This is a genomic window from Pseudomonas sp. C11, from assembly GCF_034683865.1.
GTDB lineage: Bacteria > Pseudomonadota > Gammaproteobacteria > Pseudomonadales > Pseudomonadaceae > Aquipseudomonas.
Genome location: NZ_JAWIIP010000003.1, coordinates 171565 through 187775 on the forward strand (window position 1 = coordinate 171565; position 16211 = coordinate 187775).

The window sequence follows — 16211 nt, forward strand, 5'->3', positions numbered from 1 at the left end:
CGACATGGCCATTAGCCACCCAAGTTGTGGCAAATTATCCGGGCACAACCACCAGGCTGCCGCAACGGCAGTCGGACTCCTTCATGGCTGGAAGCCCAACTCATGCCTTCGCTACATTCCATCGGTCTGCAGGCCAAGATCCTGCTGGCCTTCACCTTCGTCAACCTGATCAGCATCGCCGCCTTCATCGGCTACGCCCAGTACGTCAAAGCCCAGGACATTCGCGAGCAGGTGGACAACCGCCTGCGTGCGGCCGCTCACGCGGTACCGCGCCTGCTCGGTAACGATTATCTGAGCCGCTCGCTGAAAGCCGACGGCTTGCATGAAGGCGAATACATGGCCCAAGTGCGCAACCTCGGCGAATACGTTCAGGACGTCGAGTTGAAATTCGCCTACGCCCTGCTGGTCGATGCCGCCGGTCGGGCCTTCTATCTGGCCGATGCGGCCAGCCAGCAGGAAATCGCCAGCGGCACCTACGGCAACCACCTGGAAGAGTACAGCGACGCCAGCCCCGCCGTGGCGCGGGCTGCACGCACCGGCCTGGCCCAGTTCGATGAATACACCGACAGTTACGGCACCTTTCGTTCGATCTTTCTGCCGATGCATACCGCCAGCGGCCAAACCTACGTGGTCGGCGTCGATATCACCCTGAGTCGTCTCGATCAGGACATCGCCAGCAGCCTGCACAGCCTGCTGCTGATCGGCGCGGTGACACTGGTCATCGGCCTGCTGCTGTCCTGGCTGGCCACGCAGATGCTGGTTCGCGCCATTCGCCAGCTCACCGGCCAACTCAACCAGATCGCCCAGAACCGCGACCTCTCACGCCCACTGGCGGTAACCAGCAACGACGAGCTGGGACAAATGGGCACGCGCCTGTCCAGCCTGCTGCAGGATCTGCGGCAGACGCTCTCCGGTGCCCTGGGCATGGCCGACAGCAACCAGCAACTGGCAGAGAACTTCCTGCGCCGCGCCGACGACATCACCCAGCAACTGCAACAAGCCGCACAGCAGTTGGCCGACGTCGACCAGCACGGCCATTCCATCCAGCATGCCGCCGGTGAGTCCTCCAGCCATGCCGGCGCCGTGCGCAGCAATCTGGAACGCACCAGCAGCGAACTCAGCCGCGCCCATCAGGAACTGCAAAGCCTGATCACCGAGGTGCACGGCAGCACCCACTCGAACATCGAGCTGGCTGGCGATCTCGACCGCCTCAGCCAGGAGGCACAGCAGATCGGCCAGGTGCTGCAGATGATCGCCGGCATCTCCGAGCAGACCAACCTGCTGGCCCTCAACGCCGCCATCGAAGCCGCACGCGCTGGCGAGGCGGGTCGCGGTTTTGCCGTGGTCGCCGACGAGGTGCGCAAGCTGGCCAGCCAGACTCAGAGCGTGCTGGGCGACGCGCACCAGGTGATCGATCAGGTCACCGGTGCCATCCGCCAGATCGCCCAGCGCATGGGCAGCACCGCCGAACGCTCGCGCGCCCTCGCCGGCAATGCCGACGAAGCCCTGGACACCCTGGATGCGCTGGTGCGGCAAATGGACGAAGTGAACCTCAACGTCGAGCAGGCCCTGGCCAGCAGCGCGCATATCCAGCATGCCGTGACCGACATGTCCGGCCGCCTGGGGCAGATGCGCAATGCCTTCGAACACACACGCCTGGACGTCGACGCAATCAACGACTCCGCCGCCGAACTGGGCGACACCGCCCGCGCGCTGAGAAGCGGGCTGGGCGTTTTCCGCACCTGACCGGTGACATCCTTCAGCCAACAAAAAGCCCCGCCAGATCGCTCTGGCGGGGCTTTTCAGTTACAGCGCTAAGCTAGCCGCATCAAGCCTTGTTGGCTTTCTTGGCAGCGCGGGTGCGCTCGCCTTCGTCGAGGATCTTCTTGCGCAGACGGATCGACTTCGGCGTCACTTCGCACAGCTCGTCGTCCTGGATGAACTCCAGCGCCTGCTCCAGGGTGAAGCGAACCGGCGGCACCAGGGCGATGGTTTCGTCCTTACCCGAAGCACGCATGTTGTCGAGCTTCTTGCCTTTGGTCGGGTTCACGCCCAGGTCGTTGTCGCGGCTGTTCAGACCGACGATCTGACCGTTGTAGATCTCCTGGCCGTGCTCGACGAACAGCTTGCCGCGCGCCTGCAGGGTTTCCAGGGAGTAGGTCAGCGCCTTGCCGGTATCGATCGACACCAGTACGCCGTTCTGACGGCCAGACATGGTGCCTGGCTTGACGGTGTCGTAACGGTCGAAGATCGAGGTCAGGATGCCGGCGCCGTTGGTCAGGGTCAGGAACTGGTTACGGAAACCGATCAGACCGCGAGCCGGGATGTTGTATTCCAGGCGCACGCGACCTTTGCCGTCCGGCGACATGTTGGTCAGGTCGCCTTTACGCAGGCCCATTTCTTCCATGACCTTGCCCTGGGATTCTTCAGGGATGTCGATGGTGACGTTCTCGAACGGCTCCTGCTTGACGCCGTTCACTTCACGGATGATCACTTCCGGACGGCCAACGCCCATTTCGAAGCCTTCGCGACGCATGGTTTCGATCAGAACCGAGAGGTGCAGCTCACCACGGCCGGAGACCTTGAACTTGTCGGCGCTGTCGCCTTCTTCAACGCGCAGGGCCACGTTGTACAGCAGCTCCTTGTCCAGACGCTCCTTGATGTTGCGGCTGGTGACGAACTTGCCTTCTTTACCGCAGAACGGCGAATCGTTGACCTGGAAGGTCATGGAAACGGTCGGCTCGTCAACGGTCAGCGGCTTCATCGCCTCGACGTGGTTGATGTCGCACAGGGTGTCGGAGATGAACAGCTGATCCATACCGCTGATGCAGACGATGTCGCCGGCAGTGGCTTCTTCGACGTCGACGCGGTGCAGACCGTGGTGACCCATCAGCTTGAGGATACGGCCGTTACGCTTCTTGCCGTCAACGTCGATGGCGGTTACCGGAGTGTTCGGCTTGATCTTGCCGCGAGCGATACGGCCAACACCGATGATGCCGAGGAAGCTGTTGTAGTCCAGCGCGGAGATCTGCATCTGGAACGGGCCGTCGAGGTCGACGTTCGGCGCCGGTACGTGGTCGACGATGGCCTGGTACAGCGGGGTCAGGTCTTCGGCCATGGCGGTGTGGTCGAGACCGGCGATGCCGTTCAGGGCGCTGGCGTAGACGACCTGGAAGTCGAGCTGCTCGTCGGTGGCGCCGAGGTTGTCGAACAGGTCGAAGATCTGATCCATAACCCAGTCAGGACGCGCGCCCGGACGGTCGATCTTGTTGATCACGACGATCGGCTTGAGACCGGCTTCGAAGGCCTTCTTGGTCACGAAGCGGGTTTGCGGCATCGGGCCGTCCTGGGCATCAACGACCAGCAGTACGGAGTCGACCATCGACATGACGCGCTCAACTTCGCCACCGAAGTCGGCGTGGCCGGGGGTGTCGACGATATTGATGCGGTAGTCGTTCCACTTGATGGCGGTGTTCTTGGCCAGAATGGTAATGCCGCGCTCTTTTTCCTGGTCGTTGCTGTCCATCACGCGCTCGTCGTTGAGCTCGTTACGCTCAAGGGTGCCGGATTGACGCAGCAGGGCGTCGACGAGGGTGGTTTTGCCATGGTCGACGTGGGCGATGATGGCGATGTTGCGCAGTTTTTCGATCACTGTATGTATCTCGATCAGAGGATTTCGGTGTGTCGCCCAGCCTGGACGACGAATATGAAGAAATTGGAATCAGCGGGCCGAACAAGGCACCTGGGCAAGCGAGCAGTCGGGAGGGCGATGGCGGATACTCCCGCCATTGAGCCCCGGCGTTCTATGCCGGACGATAAACGCGCACATTGGCGTGTCCCTCGTTCAGCAGGTGATGGGCATGCAGGCGACTCATCACGCCCTTGTCGCAATACAGCAGGTACTGGCGGTTCTCATCCAGCTCCTTGAATTTGTTGTTCAGCGCGTAGAACGGCAGCGCCTGCACTTCGATGCCCGGCACGTCCAGCGGCTGGTCTTCGGCGGCATCGGGATGGCGGATGTCGATGACGATCTGTCCGGCCAGCGCTTCACGCACTTCCTCGATCTGCACGTCCTTGCCCAACTCGTCGATCACGCGGTCGATGGGCAGTTGGGTGGCGCGCTCCAGAGCACGGTCGAGGATGGCCATGTCGAACTGCGCCTCCTCCCTCTCCACGCGGTAACCGCGCGCCTTGGTGGTCGGGTTGACCGAAATCACGCCACAGTATTCGGGCATGTTCTTGGCGAACTCGGCCGTACCGATCTGCGTGGCGGTATCGATGATGTCCTGCTTGTGGCTGGCGATCAGCGGGCGCATCACCAGCATGTCGGTGGCCGAGTCGATCACCGCGAGGTTGGTCAGAGTCTGACTGGAGACCTGGCTAATCGCCTCGCCGGTCACCAGCGCCTCGATCTGCAGCTTCTCGGCGATGCGGGTGGCGGCGCGCAGCATCATGCGCTTGAGGATCACGCCCATCTGGCTGTTGTCGACCTTGCCGAGAATCTCGCCGACCACTTCTTCGAACGGCACGCTGATGAACAGCACGCGCTGCGAACGACCGAACTTCTGCCAGATATAGTGCGCCACTTCCATCACGCCCAATTCGTGGGCACGGCCACCGAGATTGAAGAAGCAGAAGTGGCTGACCAGGCCGCGACGCATCATTTGATAAGCCGCCACGGTGGAGTCGAAGCCGCCGCTCATCAGCACCAGGGTCTGCTCCAGCGAGCCCAGCGGGTAGCCGCCAAGGCCTTCGTGACGGTTGTGCACCACGAAGAGGCGCTGGTCACGAATCTCCATGCGCACTTCGACTTCCGGCTTCTTCAGGTCGATGCCAGCCGCGCCGCACTCACGGCGCAGGCGCGAGCCGACATGCCGCTCGACGTCGATGGAACTGAAGGCATGCTTGCCACCGCGCTTGCAGCGCACGGCGAAGATCTTGCCCGGCAACTGCTCGGCGTAATGGCGCTTGCAGTGCTCGGTGATGTCGTCCAGATCACCCAGCGGGTATTCATTGACCTCGAGAAACAGACCAATGCCCGGGGTGTTACGCAGGCGTGTGGTCATTTCTTCGAGCAGGCGCGGATCGTCGAGGTCGGTTTCGACCTCCAGATTGTCCCAGACACCGGTCACCCGCACCTCGGGATCGAGATCGCGCAGCACGGAGCGAATGTTCTTCCCCAATTGGCGGATGAACTGCTTGCGCACCGGACGGCTCTTGATGGTGATTTCCGGGAAAACTTTGACGATCAGCTTCATGAAATAGGTGCCCGAACAGGCAGCGGAAAAACAGGGGCGCGGATTATAGCGGAAATTGTTCAAGCCTTGACCAAAAATACTGCCATCGAGCAGATGCGCACCAAAATAGGTCATACCGATATTTTGCTGATTCAATATGGTGCAAATATAAGCTGCAAACCCACGCGCAGGCCGCGCAGTACCTGAGTTTCCGGGCCTCCGCCCAATACAGGGCACTGGCATGCAATTTGCTCCCTTGTGAGGCAGGTCGCCCTGAAGGACTATCCCGCCGGGCTTCACCGTACATATCGGGGCTCAACGATAAGAGCCTTTTCCATCTGGAGGACAACATGTCTAAGGCTGTTCAACTGATCAAAGAACACGACGTGAAGTGGGTAGACCTGCGCTTCACCGACACCAAGGGCAAGCAGCACCACGTGACCATGCCGGCCCGTGACGCCCTGGACGAAGATTTCTTCGAGCACGGCAAAATGTTCGATGGCTCGTCCATCCATGGCTGGAAAGGCATCGAAGCCTCCGACATGATCCTGATGCCGGTCGACGATACCGCCGTACTGGATCCGTTCACCGAAGAACCGACCCTGATCCTGGTCTGCGACATCATCGAGCCGAGCACCATGCAAGGCTACGACCGCGACCCGCGCTCCATCGCCAAGCGTGCCGAAGAGTTCCTGAAAACCACCGGCATCGGTGACACCGTATTCGTCGGCCCGGAGCCCGAGTTCTTCATCTTCGACGAAGTGAAGTTCAAGTCCGACATCTCCGGCTCGATGTTCAAGATCTACTCCGAGCAAGGTTCCTGGATGACCGACCAGGACGTGGAAGGCGGCAACAAAGGCCACCGTCCGGCCGTCAAAGGCGGTTACTTCCCGGTTCCGCCGTGCGACCACGACCACGAAATCCGTACTGCCATGTGCAACGCCATGGAAGAAATGGGCCTGGTCGTCGAAGTGCACCACCACGAAGTGGCCACTGCCGGTCAGAACGAAATCGGTGTGAAGTTCAACACCCTGGTTGCCAAGGCTGACGAAGTTCAGACCCTGAAGTACTGCGTACACAACGTAGCCGACGCCTACGGCAAGACCGCTACCTTCATGCCGAAGCCGCTGTACGGCGACAACGGTTCGGGTATGCACGTGCACATGTCGATCGCCAAAGACGGCAAGAACACCTTCGCTGGCGAAGGCTATGCCGGTCTGTCCGAGACCGCTCTGTACTTCATCGGCGGCATCATCAAGCACGGTAAGGCCCTGAACGGCTTCACCAACCCGTCGACCAACTCCTACAAGCGTCTGGTTCCGGGCTTCGAAGCGCCGGTCATGCTGGCCTACTCGGCCCGTAACCGTTCCGCCTCGATCCGTATCCCGTACGTTGCCAGCCCGAAAGCTCGTCGTATCGAAGCGCGCTTCCCGGATCCGGCTGCCAACCCGTACCTGGCCTTCGCTGCTCTGCTGATGGCCGGTATCGACGGCATCCAGAACAAGATCCACCCGGGCGATGCTGCTGACAAGAACCTGTACGATCTGCCGCCGGAAGAAGGCAAGCTGATCCCGCAGGTTTGCGGCAGCCTGAAAGAAGCCCTGGAAGAGCTGGACAAGGGCCGCGCGTTCCTGACCAAGGGCGGCGTGTTCTCCGACGACTTCATCGATGCCTACATCGAGCTGAAGTCCGAAGAAGAAATCAAGGTACGTACCTTCGTACACCCGCTGGAATACGACCTGTACTACAGCGTCTAAGCCAGTCTGCGCCGCCTCGTGCGGCGCTCCCGAAAGCCCCGCCCGGCTTTGCCTGGTGGGGCTTTTTTATTTTGTGCGGGCTGCTTGATGCCGGACTGGCAATACGGTGTTGATTGTTCTTCTGTCTGTTCCTGATTGCCGCGGTTTGGTTGATGTCTTTGGTTTCGCCCTCCTGGGCGGGCTCTGCACGCGCCTGAGCGCGAAGTAACCCAGAGATTGTTCGGAGTGGTCTAGCAGCAGCAAGAGCAACCGCCATGGCTACGGAGTTAAAGCAATAGTTTCAGGCGCGCGAAAGTCCCCCTTCAGGAGGCCGAACGTAGGCATTGCGCAGGAGGGCAAGCGGCATGGATGCCGCGCGAGGCGTAATGGGCCAGGGATGGCCCATGTACGCCGACCCCGGAGCGGTGCCGGAGTGAGGGAAGTCGAGCGAAGCGAGACCCGGATGGCGGGGTGCGCTTTCTTTTGCTTACTTTTCTTTGCGCATTTCAAAGAAAAGTGAGTCGCCCGAGAGGGCGAAACACGGAATAGCTGACAGTACCCAAAGCGGCGTCCAAAACACTAACTTGCCAGCCCGGTATCGACCAAGCACTCCCCCGATAATGCAAAGCCCCATTCCGATAAAAGCCCCATGGTTTTGCAGGCAAAGCTCACAGCCAAAGCGCCCCGCGCTTGCCAGGAAGCACCGGCAGTGCAAGGCTTAGCGCATCGCCCGAGGAAGGATCGGCCCATGCGCCCATTACTCGTCTGCCTTCTGCTCGCCCTGGCCCTGCCGGCCAGCGCGCAGATCTACAAATACATCGACGCCAACGGCAATACGGTATTCACCAACCAGCCGCCAGATGGCACTCCTGCCGAGAGCGTCGAACTGCCCCCGACCAATACCGTCGAGATGCAGACGCCAAGCCTGCCGCCTGCCACTCCCTCAAGCGAACAGAAGTCAAAGGCGCTGTACAGCGTTCTGCGCCTGACCGGCATTCCCGATGACGCAGCGATGCGCGCCAACAACGGCACCTTCTCCGTCGGCGTCGACATCCAGCCACGCCTGCAAGCTGGCCACCAGTTGCGCCTGATACTCGATGGCCAGCCCTATGGCCAGGCGAGCAACGTACCGCGCCTGCAACTGACCAACATCGACCGTGGCGAGCACAGCCTGGCCGTTGCCGTGGTTGCAGGTGATACGATCATCCAGCAGAGCATGACCGAGACCTTTACCGTCCAGCGCATCAGCCTCAACAGCCCGGCCAGGCCGCCCGTCACACCACCGAAGCCAACCCCCAAGCCCTAGAATCCATGACGATGCGAACTTTTCTGCTGGGCCTGCTGTTTCTGGCCCAGGGCGCCCATGCGCAGGTCTATACCTATATCGATGCCGAAGGTAATCGCGTCTTCACCGACAGCCCGCGCAGCAGCAGTGCCGAGCGCGTGATCATCGCGCCCTCGAATAGCGCACAGCTGAACCAGCCCCCCCCCACCGTTAAGGTCGCGCCTCCGACAGTGACCAAGCAGGTGGTGCACTATCAGTTGTTACGCATCCTGGTGCCGGAGCCGGACGCCTCCATTCATAGCGCCGCTGGCGACCTGATCGTCACTCTGACCAGCGAACCCGGCCTGCTGCCAGGCCACAGCTATCGCCTGCTGCTCGATGGCGAGCCGCAGAGCGGGCCCAGCCAAAGCCCGGTGTTCTCGCTACACAACGTCGATCGAGGCACCCATCAACTGGTCGGCGAGATCATCGATGCGGCCGGCCTCATCGTCGAACGCACCCCAGCACAGCCCTTCCACATGCACCGCATATCGCTGGAGCAGAAGCGCAAGATCAACCCCTGCCAGCTGGATGACTATGGCGTACGCCCGGAATGCCCGCTGAAAGACAAACCCGAGGTAAAACCAAGCATCCTCCCCTTCCTTTAAATGGCACCGAATTGGTGCATTAAACCGCACCAAACTTTATTCTTTCCCCGTTTTGGGTCAAACACCCCCGCTTGATCGCCTTGCAGTCCGCCCTAAACCCGAGATTACGCAGAAAAAATGCGTCTTTTCGGGGCCTTGGTTTGCTTCTTGCATTTTCCTGCCCATTGCCGGAACGCACTGCCTATGACTATCAACGACGCGCTGCACCGCCTACTACTCGACAACCTGACCACCGCCACCCTGCTGCTCAATAGCCAACTGTGCCTTGAGTACATGAACCCGGCGGCGGAAATGCTCCTGGCCGTCAGCGGCCAGCGTAGCCATGGCCAGTTCATCAGCGAGCTGTTCACCGAATCGCCCGAGGCGCTGTCGTCTCTGCGCCAGGCGGTCGAACAGGCGCACCCGTTCAACAAGCGTGAAGCTGTGCTGACCTCGGTTACCGGGCAGACGCTGACCGTGGACTACGCCGTCACCCCGCTGTTCAGCAAAGGCGAAACCCTGCTGCTGCTGGAAGTGCATCCGCGTGACCGCCTGCTGCGCATCACCAAGGAAGAAGCGCAGCTGTCCAAGCAGGAAACCACCAAACTGCTGGTGCGCGGCCTCGCTCACGAGATCAAGAACCCGCTCGGCGGTATCCGTGGCGCGGCCCAGTTGCTGTCACGCGAGCTGCCCAACGAAGAGCTCAAGGATTACACCAACGTCATCATCGAAGAGGCCGACCGCCTGCGTAACCTGGTCGACCGCATGCTCGGCTCGAACAAGCTGCCGTCACTGGCGATGACCAATGTGCACGAGGTACTGGAGCGCGTCGCCAACCTGATCGAGGCCGAAGCCCAGGGCAGCATCACCCTGGTGCGCGACTATGATCCGAGCATCCCGGACCTTTTGATCGACCGTGAGCAGATGATCCAGGCCGTGCTCAATATCGTGCGTAACGCCATGCAGGCCATCGCCGGGCAGAAGCACGACATGGGCCTGGGCCGTATCAGCCTGCGCACGCGCACCCTGCGTCAGTTCACCATCGGTCATACCCGGCATCGCCTGGTGGTCAAGGTCGAGATCATCGACAACGGCCCCGGCATTCCACCGGAACTGCAGGAAACCATCTTCTATCCCATGGTCAGTGGCCGCGCTGACGGCACCGGCCTGGGCCTGGCCATCACCCAGAACATCATCAGCCAGCATCAGGGCCTGATCGAATGCGAGAGCCATCCTGGCCACACCGTGTTCTCGATCTTCCTGCCACTGGAACAAGGAGCGACCACAGCATGAGCCGCAGCGAAACCGTCTGGATTGTCGACGACGATCGTTCCATCCGCTGGGTACTGGAAAAAGCCCTGCAACAAGAGGGCATGACCACCCACAGCTTCGACAGCGCCGACGGCGTACTCGCCCGCCTGACTCGCCAACAGCCGGATGTGATCATCTCCGACATCCGCATGCCCGGCGCCAGCGGCCTGGATCTGCTGGCACGCATCCGCGAGCTGTACCCGCGCCTGCCGGTGATCATCATGACCGCGCACTCCGATCTGGACAGCGCGGTAGCCAGCTACCAAGGCGGTGCCTTCGAATACCTGCCCAAACCCTTCGATGTCGACGAGGCGGTGTCGCTGGTCAAGCGCGCCTTCCAGCACGCCCAGGAGCAACAGAGCCTGGCCGTACCGGCCGCGCAGGCACGCACGCCTGAGATCATCGGCGAAGCGCCGGCGATGCAGGAGGTGTTCCGCGCCATCGGCCGTCTCAGCCACTCCAATATCACCGTGCTGATCAACGGCGAATCCGGCACCGGTAAAGAGTTGGTGGCGCATGCCCTGCACCGCCACAGCCCGCGTGCAGCCGCGCCGTTCATCGCGCTGAACATGGCGGCGATCCCCAAGGATCTGATGGAATCCGAGCTGTTCGGCCATGAGAAAGGCGCCTTCACCGGCGCGGCCAACCAGCGTCGCGGCCGCTTCGAACAGGCCGACGGCGGCACCCTGTTTCTCGACGAGATCGGCGACATGCCTGCAGACACCCAGACCCGTCTGCTGCGCGTGCTGGCCGACGGCGAGTTCTACCGCGTCGGCGGCCACACTCCGGTGAAAGTGGATGTGCGCATCATCGCCGCCACTCACCAGAACTTGGAAACCCTGGTGACCGCCGGCAAGTTCCGTGAGGACTTGTTTCACCGCCTCAACGTCATCCGCATTCATATCCCGCGCCTGGCCGACCGCCGCGAGGACATCCCCACCCTGGCCAATCACTTCCTCGCCCGCGCTGCGCAAGAACTGGCGGTCGAGCCGAAGCTGCTCAAGAGCGAAACCGAGGATTACCTCAAGCACCTGCCCTGGCCGGGCAACGTGCGCCAGCTGGAGAACACCTGCCGCTGGATCACCGTCATGGCCTCCGGCCGCGAAGTACACGTCGACGACCTGCCGCCGGAGCTGCTGACCCAGCCGCAGGACGCCGCGCCAGTGACCAACTGGGAACAGGCCCTGCGCCTGTGGGCCGACCAGGCCCTGGCACGCGGCCAATCCAACCTGCTCGATGTCGCCGTGCCGGCCTTCGAACGTATCATGATCGAGACCGCACTCAAGCACACCGCCGGCCGCCGCCGCGATGCCGCCCTGCTGCTGGGTTGGGGTCGCAATACCCTAACGCGCAAGATCAAGGAGCTGGGCATGAGGGTCGACGGCGCGGATGACGACGACGGCGACGACTGAGCCGTCAAGCGGATGAGCGCAGCGTCCAGGCTGCGCTCATCCGCAACGCTTAACTGAAGAAGCTGTCGTCACCACCGTCGAAGAAATCGCCACTGTCGAAATAGTTGTCATCGGCGAAGCCATCGCTCGATGAGCCGGCGTCGAAATTGCTGGGTTCCTGCATCGGCGGCGCCTCGACCACCTCGACGATCTCCGCCGGGCTGCTGTGATGAAACAGCCCGCCAAGCATCTCGGCCACCATCACACCACCCGCCACGCCCGCTGCAGTCTGCAGGGCACCACGCATGAAGCCACCGCCCTGTCCCGGCACTGCGGCCGGTTGCGGTGCACGCGGGTCACTGGCGGCAGCACCCTGGGAAAAGCGCGTTTCACCCCAGCCAGCCGGTCGCGCATTAGACTGTGGTTGCGGCTGCGCATCACGTGTACCGCCGCCGAACAATCCGGACAGGAAGCCACCGCTGCTCGGCCGTTGCTGCTGCATCTCGGCCAGTTGCGCTTCCAGTTCCTTGACCCGTTGATCCTGGCGCTTGAGCGCAGCCTCCTGGATCAGGATGGTCTGCGTCATGTAGTAGGGCGCGGCGGGCTGACGCGCGACATGCTCGGCGATATGCGCGTCGGCCTCGGCATCACGCGCGGCACTCTGCCGCTCGGCATCGTGCAGACGCGAGAACAGGCCATCGATCAAGGTTCGCTCTTCGGAATTCATGGGTGCCTCATCTACTGCAAGTTGGCACGTCCCTGTAGGGAATTCCTCGCGAGGCAGGCGCCCCGCTCTGTGTCATTTGAGCGAAGCGCCATCATGCAGTTCCCTGCCGCTCAGCCACGCTGTGCGTTCTTGATGGAAATCTGCGTATTGAGCGTCCAGAAGTCGTAGAGCACGCCCACCATGAACAGGCCACCGGTGAACAGATAGAGGATCCCGGTGATCCACTTGCCCTGGTACATCCGGTGCACACCGAATACACCGAGAAAGGTCAGCAGGATCCAGGCCACGTTGTAGTCGGTTTCACCAGCGGTAAAGCGCAGATCTGCCTCGCGATCCATCGCCGGAATCAGGAACAGGTCGATGATCCAGCCGATGAAGAACAAGCCCAGGGTGAAGAACCAGATGGTGCCGGTCACCGGCTTGCCGTAGTAGAAACGATGCGAGCCAAGGAAACCGAAGATCCAGAGCAGGTAGCCGATCACTTTGCTGTGAGTGTCCTGGGGTTGCATGACGAACTCCGTGTGCGAGGTATGGATTCAGACGCTCCGACCGCGACGAAGGTTTCATCCTCACCGTCGAGCGTCGCATCGATGACTTGATCCTTGTACAGCAGCCATATACTGTATAAAAAAACAGTATAGATATCGCCTGCCATGCAACTGATCGAGAAGCTCACCATCCTCGCCGACGCCGCCAAGTACGACGCCTCCTGCGCCAGCAGTGGTGCGCCCAAGCGCAGCTCCAAGGGCAAGGATGGCATCGGCTCGACCAACGGCATGGGCATCTGCCACAGCTACACGCCGGATGGGCGCTGCGTCGCGTTGTTGAAGATCCTACTGACCAACTTCTGCCTGTACGACTGCCAGTATTGCATCAACCGCCGCTCCAGCGACGTGCCACGGGCGCGCTTCACCCCCGAGGAAGTGGTGACGCTGACCCTCGACTTCTACAAGCGCAACTGCATCAGCGGACTGTTCCTCAGCTCCGGCATCATCCGCTCGGCCGACTACACCATGGAGCAACTCAACCGCGTCGCCAAGCTGCTGCGCGAAGAGCATCAGTTCCGTGGCTACATCCACCTCAAGACCATCCCCGACGCCGCGCCCGAGCTGATCGCCGAGGCCGGTCGTTATGCCGACCGCCTGAGCGTCAATATCGAGCTGCCCACCGAGACCAGCCTGGTGCGCCTCGCACCGGAAAAGAACGTCGGCAGCATCCACCAAGCCATGCAACACATTCACCTGGGTGAGCGCGAGGCCAAGGAAGAACGCCGCGCGCCGCGCTTCGCACCGGCGGGGCAAAGCACGCAGATGATCGTCGGCGCCGATGCCACCGACGACAGCACCATCCTGCATAACGCCCAGAGCCTGTATCACGACTACCGCCTGCGCCGCGTCTACTACTCGGCGTTCAGCCCAATTCCCCAGAGCCCGAAGACCGTGCCGTTCGAGGCACCGCCCCTGCTGCGCGAGCATCGCCTGTATCAGGCGGACTTTCTCATGCGCGGCTACGGCTTCAGCGCCAACGAACTGCTCGCCGGTCCCGGTAACCTGGCGCTGGATATCGACCCCAAGCTGGCCTGGGCGCTGGCCAACCGCGAGCAGTTTCCGGTGGATCTGAACCGTGCCGACGAATCCTTGATCTCCCGCGTACCCGGCATCGGCGTGCTTAGCGCGCGGCGCCTGGGTGCACTGCGGCGCGAGCGACGCATCCGCTTCGAGGATCTGACCCGCCTGCGCTGCGTGCTGGAAAAGGCCAAGCCGTTCATCGTCACCCAGGACTACCGGCCTCCGCGTGCTGAACACGAGTCCCTGGTGCTGCGCCAGCAACTGCGCGACACCCCGGCACAGATGGCGTTGTGGTGATGCACAGCCTGCGCTTCGACGGCACGTTCGCCACCTGGCGCCAGGCCGCGCGCCGTGCTCTGCTGCAGAATCTGGCGCCACACCAGTTGCAGTGGCTGGACGAAGAAGCCGCGCCCGGCCTGTTCGATGAAGCGGCCGAGCGAGCGCCGGAGCCCAACGGCCGCCTGCGTGTGTCCCCCGAACTGCTGGAGCTGCTGGAAAGCGCAGCGCAATACCGTGGCGAGGAGCGCTGGAGCCTTCTCTACCGCGTGCTCTGGCGCTTCGTACAGGGCGAGCGCAGCGCCATCCTCGCTGGCGACCCGGATGGCAGCGAACTGCAAAGACGGCTCAAGGCCGTACGCCGCGAAGCACATCATCTGCATGCCTTCGTGCGTTTTCAGCCATGCAAGGCACAAGGCGCACCGGACTTCGTCGCCTGGTTCGAGCCGGCGCACGACATCCTCGCCTCGGCCAGCGGCCATTTCGCCGAACGCCTGGGCAAGCACAGCTGGCTGATCGCCACGCCGCGTGATGGCGTGTTCTGGGATGGCCAGCAGTTGCGCCACGAGCGTCACTGCCCGAGACAGTGGCGCGACTGGGCGCAGCAGCCCGAGGATGATGGCCAGGCGCTGTGGCGCGCCTACTACGGCAGCACCTTCAACCCGGCGCGGCTCAACCGCACAGCGATGCAGCAGCATCTGCCGCTGCGCTTCTGGAAGCACCTGCCGGAAGGACTGCTGATTCCGCAACTGATGAGCGAGGCGCGCGCCGGGGCGCAGCGCGATGGCCAGGCGCTGGTGCTGGCCGGCAGGAAGGGCAAACGCATTGCCCAGATACACGAAGGGGACGCATCGCGTCCCCCGTCTGGCAACCTCAGCGAAAGCGACGCCCCGGATCTTCGTCGCTAATCTCCAGCGACAGGCCTTGGGCCATGCTCGATAGGTGATCGCCGTCAGTCTCCGAGCCGAGCTTGATCATCAGGCGCAGGTCGTTGGCCGAGTCGGCGTAAAGCAGCGCGTCTTCGTAGGTGATCTCGCCCTGGGTGTAGAGGTTGTACAGCGCCTGGTCGAAGGTCTGCATGCCCTGCTCGGTCGAGCGCTTCATCAAGCTCTTGAGCTCGTGCACCTCGCCCTTGCGGATCAGGTCGGCAGCCAGCGGGGTATTGATCAGCACCTCGATCACCGCACGACGGCCCTTGCCGTCCGGGGTCGGCACCAACTGTTGGGCAACGATGGCCTTGAGGTTGAGCGACAGATCCATCCACACCTGGTTGTGTCGATCCGGCGGGAAGAAGTTGATGATCCGATCCAGCGCCTGGTTGGCGTTGTTGGCGTGCAGGGTGGCCAGGCACAGGTGGCCCGTTTCGGCGAAGGCCACGGCGTGATCCATGGTCTCGCGCGAGCGCACCTCGCCGATGAGGATCACGTCCGGCGCCTGGCGCAGGGTGTTCTTCAGCGCTACCTCGAAGGATTCGGTATCCAGGCCAACTTCGCGCTGGGTGACGATGCAGTTCTGGTGCTGGTGGATGTACTCGATCGGATCTTCGATGGAGATGATATGGCCGCTGCTGTTCTTGTTGCGGTAGCCGATCATCGCCGCCAGCGAGGTGGATTTACCCGTGCCGGTGGCGCCGACGAACAGCACCAGGCCGCGCTTGGTCAGCGCCAGCTTCTTCAGCACTTCCGGCAGCTTGAGTTCATCGAGGGTGGGGATGTTGGTCTCGATGCGGCGCAGCACCATGCCCACCAGGTTGCGCTGGTAGAAGGCACTGACGCGGAAACGACCGATGCCACGCGCGCTGATGGCGAAGTTGCACTCGTGGTTTTCGGCGAAGTCGCGGCGCTGCGCATCGTTCATCACACCCAGCACGGTCTCGCGGGTCTGCTCCGGTGACATGGCATTCTTGGTCACGGGCATGATCTTGCCGTTGACCTTCATCGAGGGCGGCACGCCCGCCGTGATGAACAGGTCGGAACCGCCCTTCTCTACCATCAGGCGCAGCAGTTTTTCGAATTCCATCGGTGTTCTCGCAGGTGCTTACGCGGTATCGCCCG

General features: G+C 62.1%; 13 protein-coding genes. 8 read left to right on the forward strand and 5 right to left on the reverse strand.

Going from position 1 to position 16211, the window contains the following annotated elements:
* The first annotated feature begins 102 nt into the window (after positions 1-102).
* Positions 103-1746: a methyl-accepting chemotaxis protein gene (locus VC352_RS06855; protein WP_322978834.1), complete on the forward strand. Its 1644-nt coding sequence runs from the start codon at positions 103-105 to the stop codon at positions 1744-1746.
* 82 nt (positions 1747-1828) lie between these two features.
* Here the strand turns inward: VC352_RS06855 and typA are convergent, their stop codons facing one another.
* The gene (typA, locus tag VC352_RS06860; RefSeq protein WP_322978835.1) at positions 1829-3652 is read right to left on the reverse strand and encodes a translational GTPase TypA; all 1824 of its coding nucleotides are present in this window, start codon (positions 3650-3652) and stop codon (positions 1829-1831) included.
* 151 nt (positions 3653-3803) lie between these two features.
* On the reverse strand, positions 3804-5258 hold the full coding sequence (gene thiI / locus VC352_RS06865) for a tRNA uracil 4-sulfurtransferase ThiI (protein ID WP_322978836.1): 1455 nt from the start codon (positions 5256-5258) through the stop codon (positions 3804-3806).
* Positions 5259-5587: 329 nt separating this feature from the next.
* Between thiI and glnA the strand changes: the two genes are divergently transcribed.
* The 5 genes from glnA to ntrC all read left to right on the forward strand — a co-directional run bounded on the left by glnA (position 5588) and on the right by ntrC (position 11607).
* Positions 5588-6994 (forward strand): glutamate--ammonia ligase, encoded by a 1407-nt coding sequence (gene glnA, locus VC352_RS06870; protein WP_322978837.1) that lies wholly within the window; start codon positions 5588-5590, stop codon positions 6992-6994.
* A gap of 727 nt (positions 6995-7721) precedes the next feature.
* Positions 7722-8279: a DUF4124 domain-containing protein gene (locus VC352_RS06875; RefSeq protein ID WP_322978838.1), complete on the forward strand. Its 558-nt coding sequence runs from the start codon at positions 7722-7724 to the stop codon at positions 8277-8279.
* A gap of 11 nt (positions 8280-8290) precedes the next feature.
* On the forward strand, positions 8291-8905 hold the full coding sequence (locus VC352_RS06880; RefSeq protein WP_322978839.1) for a DUF4124 domain-containing protein: 615 nt from the start codon (positions 8291-8293) through the stop codon (positions 8903-8905).
* A 183-nt stretch (positions 8906-9088) separates the two neighbouring features.
* Positions 9089-10177 carry a nitrogen regulation protein NR(II) gene (gene glnL, locus VC352_RS06885; protein ID WP_322978840.1) on the forward strand — a complete coding sequence of 363 codons (1089 nt, stop codon included), beginning with the start codon at positions 9089-9091 and terminating at the stop codon, positions 10175-10177.
* Positions 10174-11607 (forward strand): nitrogen regulation protein NR(I), encoded by a 1434-nt coding sequence (gene ntrC, locus VC352_RS06890; RefSeq protein WP_322978841.1) that lies wholly within the window; start codon positions 10174-10176, stop codon positions 11605-11607. The genes glnL and ntrC overlap by 4 nt, the downstream gene beginning before the upstream one ends.
* Positions 11608-11656: 49 nt before the next feature.
* On the opposite strand, the gene VC352_RS06895 is transcribed toward ntrC, so the two are convergent.
* Both VC352_RS06895 and VC352_RS06900 read right to left on the reverse strand, forming a co-directional pair.
* Entirely contained in the window at positions 11657-12313 is a 657-nt protein-coding gene (locus VC352_RS06895; RefSeq protein ID WP_322978842.1) for a DUF2076 domain-containing protein, read from the reverse strand.
* 110 nt (positions 12314-12423) lie between these two features.
* Entirely contained in the window at positions 12424-12822 is a 399-nt protein-coding gene (locus tag VC352_RS06900; RefSeq protein WP_322978843.1) for a TM2 domain-containing protein, read from the reverse strand.
* A 144-nt stretch (positions 12823-12966) separates the two neighbouring features.
* On the opposite strand from VC352_RS06900, the gene VC352_RS06905 reads away from it, so the two are divergent.
* Both VC352_RS06905 and VC352_RS06910 read left to right on the forward strand, forming a co-directional pair.
* Positions 12967-14178: a putative DNA modification/repair radical SAM protein gene (locus VC352_RS06905; protein ID WP_322978844.1), complete on the forward strand. Its 1212-nt coding sequence runs from the start codon at positions 12967-12969 to the stop codon at positions 14176-14178.
* Entirely contained in the window at positions 14178-15065 is an 888-nt protein-coding gene (locus VC352_RS06910; RefSeq protein ID WP_322978845.1) for a TIGR03915 family putative DNA repair protein, read from the forward strand. The genes VC352_RS06905 and VC352_RS06910 overlap by 1 nt, the downstream gene beginning before the upstream one ends.
* On the opposite strand, the gene VC352_RS06915 is transcribed toward VC352_RS06910, so the two are convergent.
* A complete protein-coding gene (locus tag VC352_RS06915; protein ID WP_322978846.1) occupies positions 15031-16176 on the reverse strand; it encodes a PilT/PilU family type 4a pilus ATPase in 1146 nt (381 codons plus the stop codon). The two genes, VC352_RS06910 and VC352_RS06915, sit on opposite strands and share 35 nt — an antisense overlap.
* Between the last annotated feature and the right edge of the window lie 35 nt (positions 16177-16211).

Excerpts from the sequence above, each read along its gene's own strand:
- VC352_RS06905 (WP_322978844.1), top strand. The coding sequence starts at position 12,967 with ATGCAACTGATCGAGAAGCTCACCATCCTCGCCGACGCCGCCAAGTAC.
- VC352_RS06855 (WP_322978834.1), top strand. The coding sequence starts at position 103 with ATGCCTTCGCTACATTCCATCGGTCTGCAGGCCAAGATCCTGCTGGCC.
- VC352_RS06915 (WP_322978846.1), bottom strand. The coding sequence starts at position 16,176 with ATGGAATTCGAAAAACTGCTGCGCCTGATGGTAGAGAAGGGCGGTTCC.
- VC352_RS06895 (WP_322978842.1), bottom strand. The coding sequence starts at position 12,313 with ATGAATTCCGAAGAGCGAACCTTGATCGATGGCCTGTTCTCGCGTCTG.
- ntrC (WP_322978841.1), top strand. The coding sequence starts at position 10,174 with ATGAGCCGCAGCGAAACCGTCTGGATTGTCGACGACGATCGTTCCATC.
- thiI (WP_322978836.1), bottom strand. The coding sequence starts at position 5,258 with ATGAAGCTGATCGTCAAAGTTTTCCCGGAAATCACCATCAAGAGCCGT.
- VC352_RS06900 (WP_322978843.1), bottom strand. The coding sequence starts at position 12,822 with ATGCAACCCCAGGACACTCACAGCAAAGTGATCGGCTACCTGCTCTGG.
- VC352_RS06875 (WP_322978838.1), top strand. The coding sequence starts at position 7,722 with ATGCGCCCATTACTCGTCTGCCTTCTGCTCGCCCTGGCCCTGCCGGCC.
- glnL (WP_322978840.1), top strand. The coding sequence starts at position 9,089 with ATGACTATCAACGACGCGCTGCACCGCCTACTACTCGACAACCTGACC.
- VC352_RS06910 (WP_322978845.1), top strand. The coding sequence starts at position 14,178 with ATGCACAGCCTGCGCTTCGACGGCACGTTCGCCACCTGGCGCCAGGCC.
- VC352_RS06880 (WP_322978839.1), top strand. The coding sequence starts at position 8,291 with ATGCGAACTTTTCTGCTGGGCCTGCTGTTTCTGGCCCAGGGCGCCCAT.
- glnA (WP_322978837.1), top strand. The coding sequence starts at position 5,588 with ATGTCTAAGGCTGTTCAACTGATCAAAGAACACGACGTGAAGTGGGTA.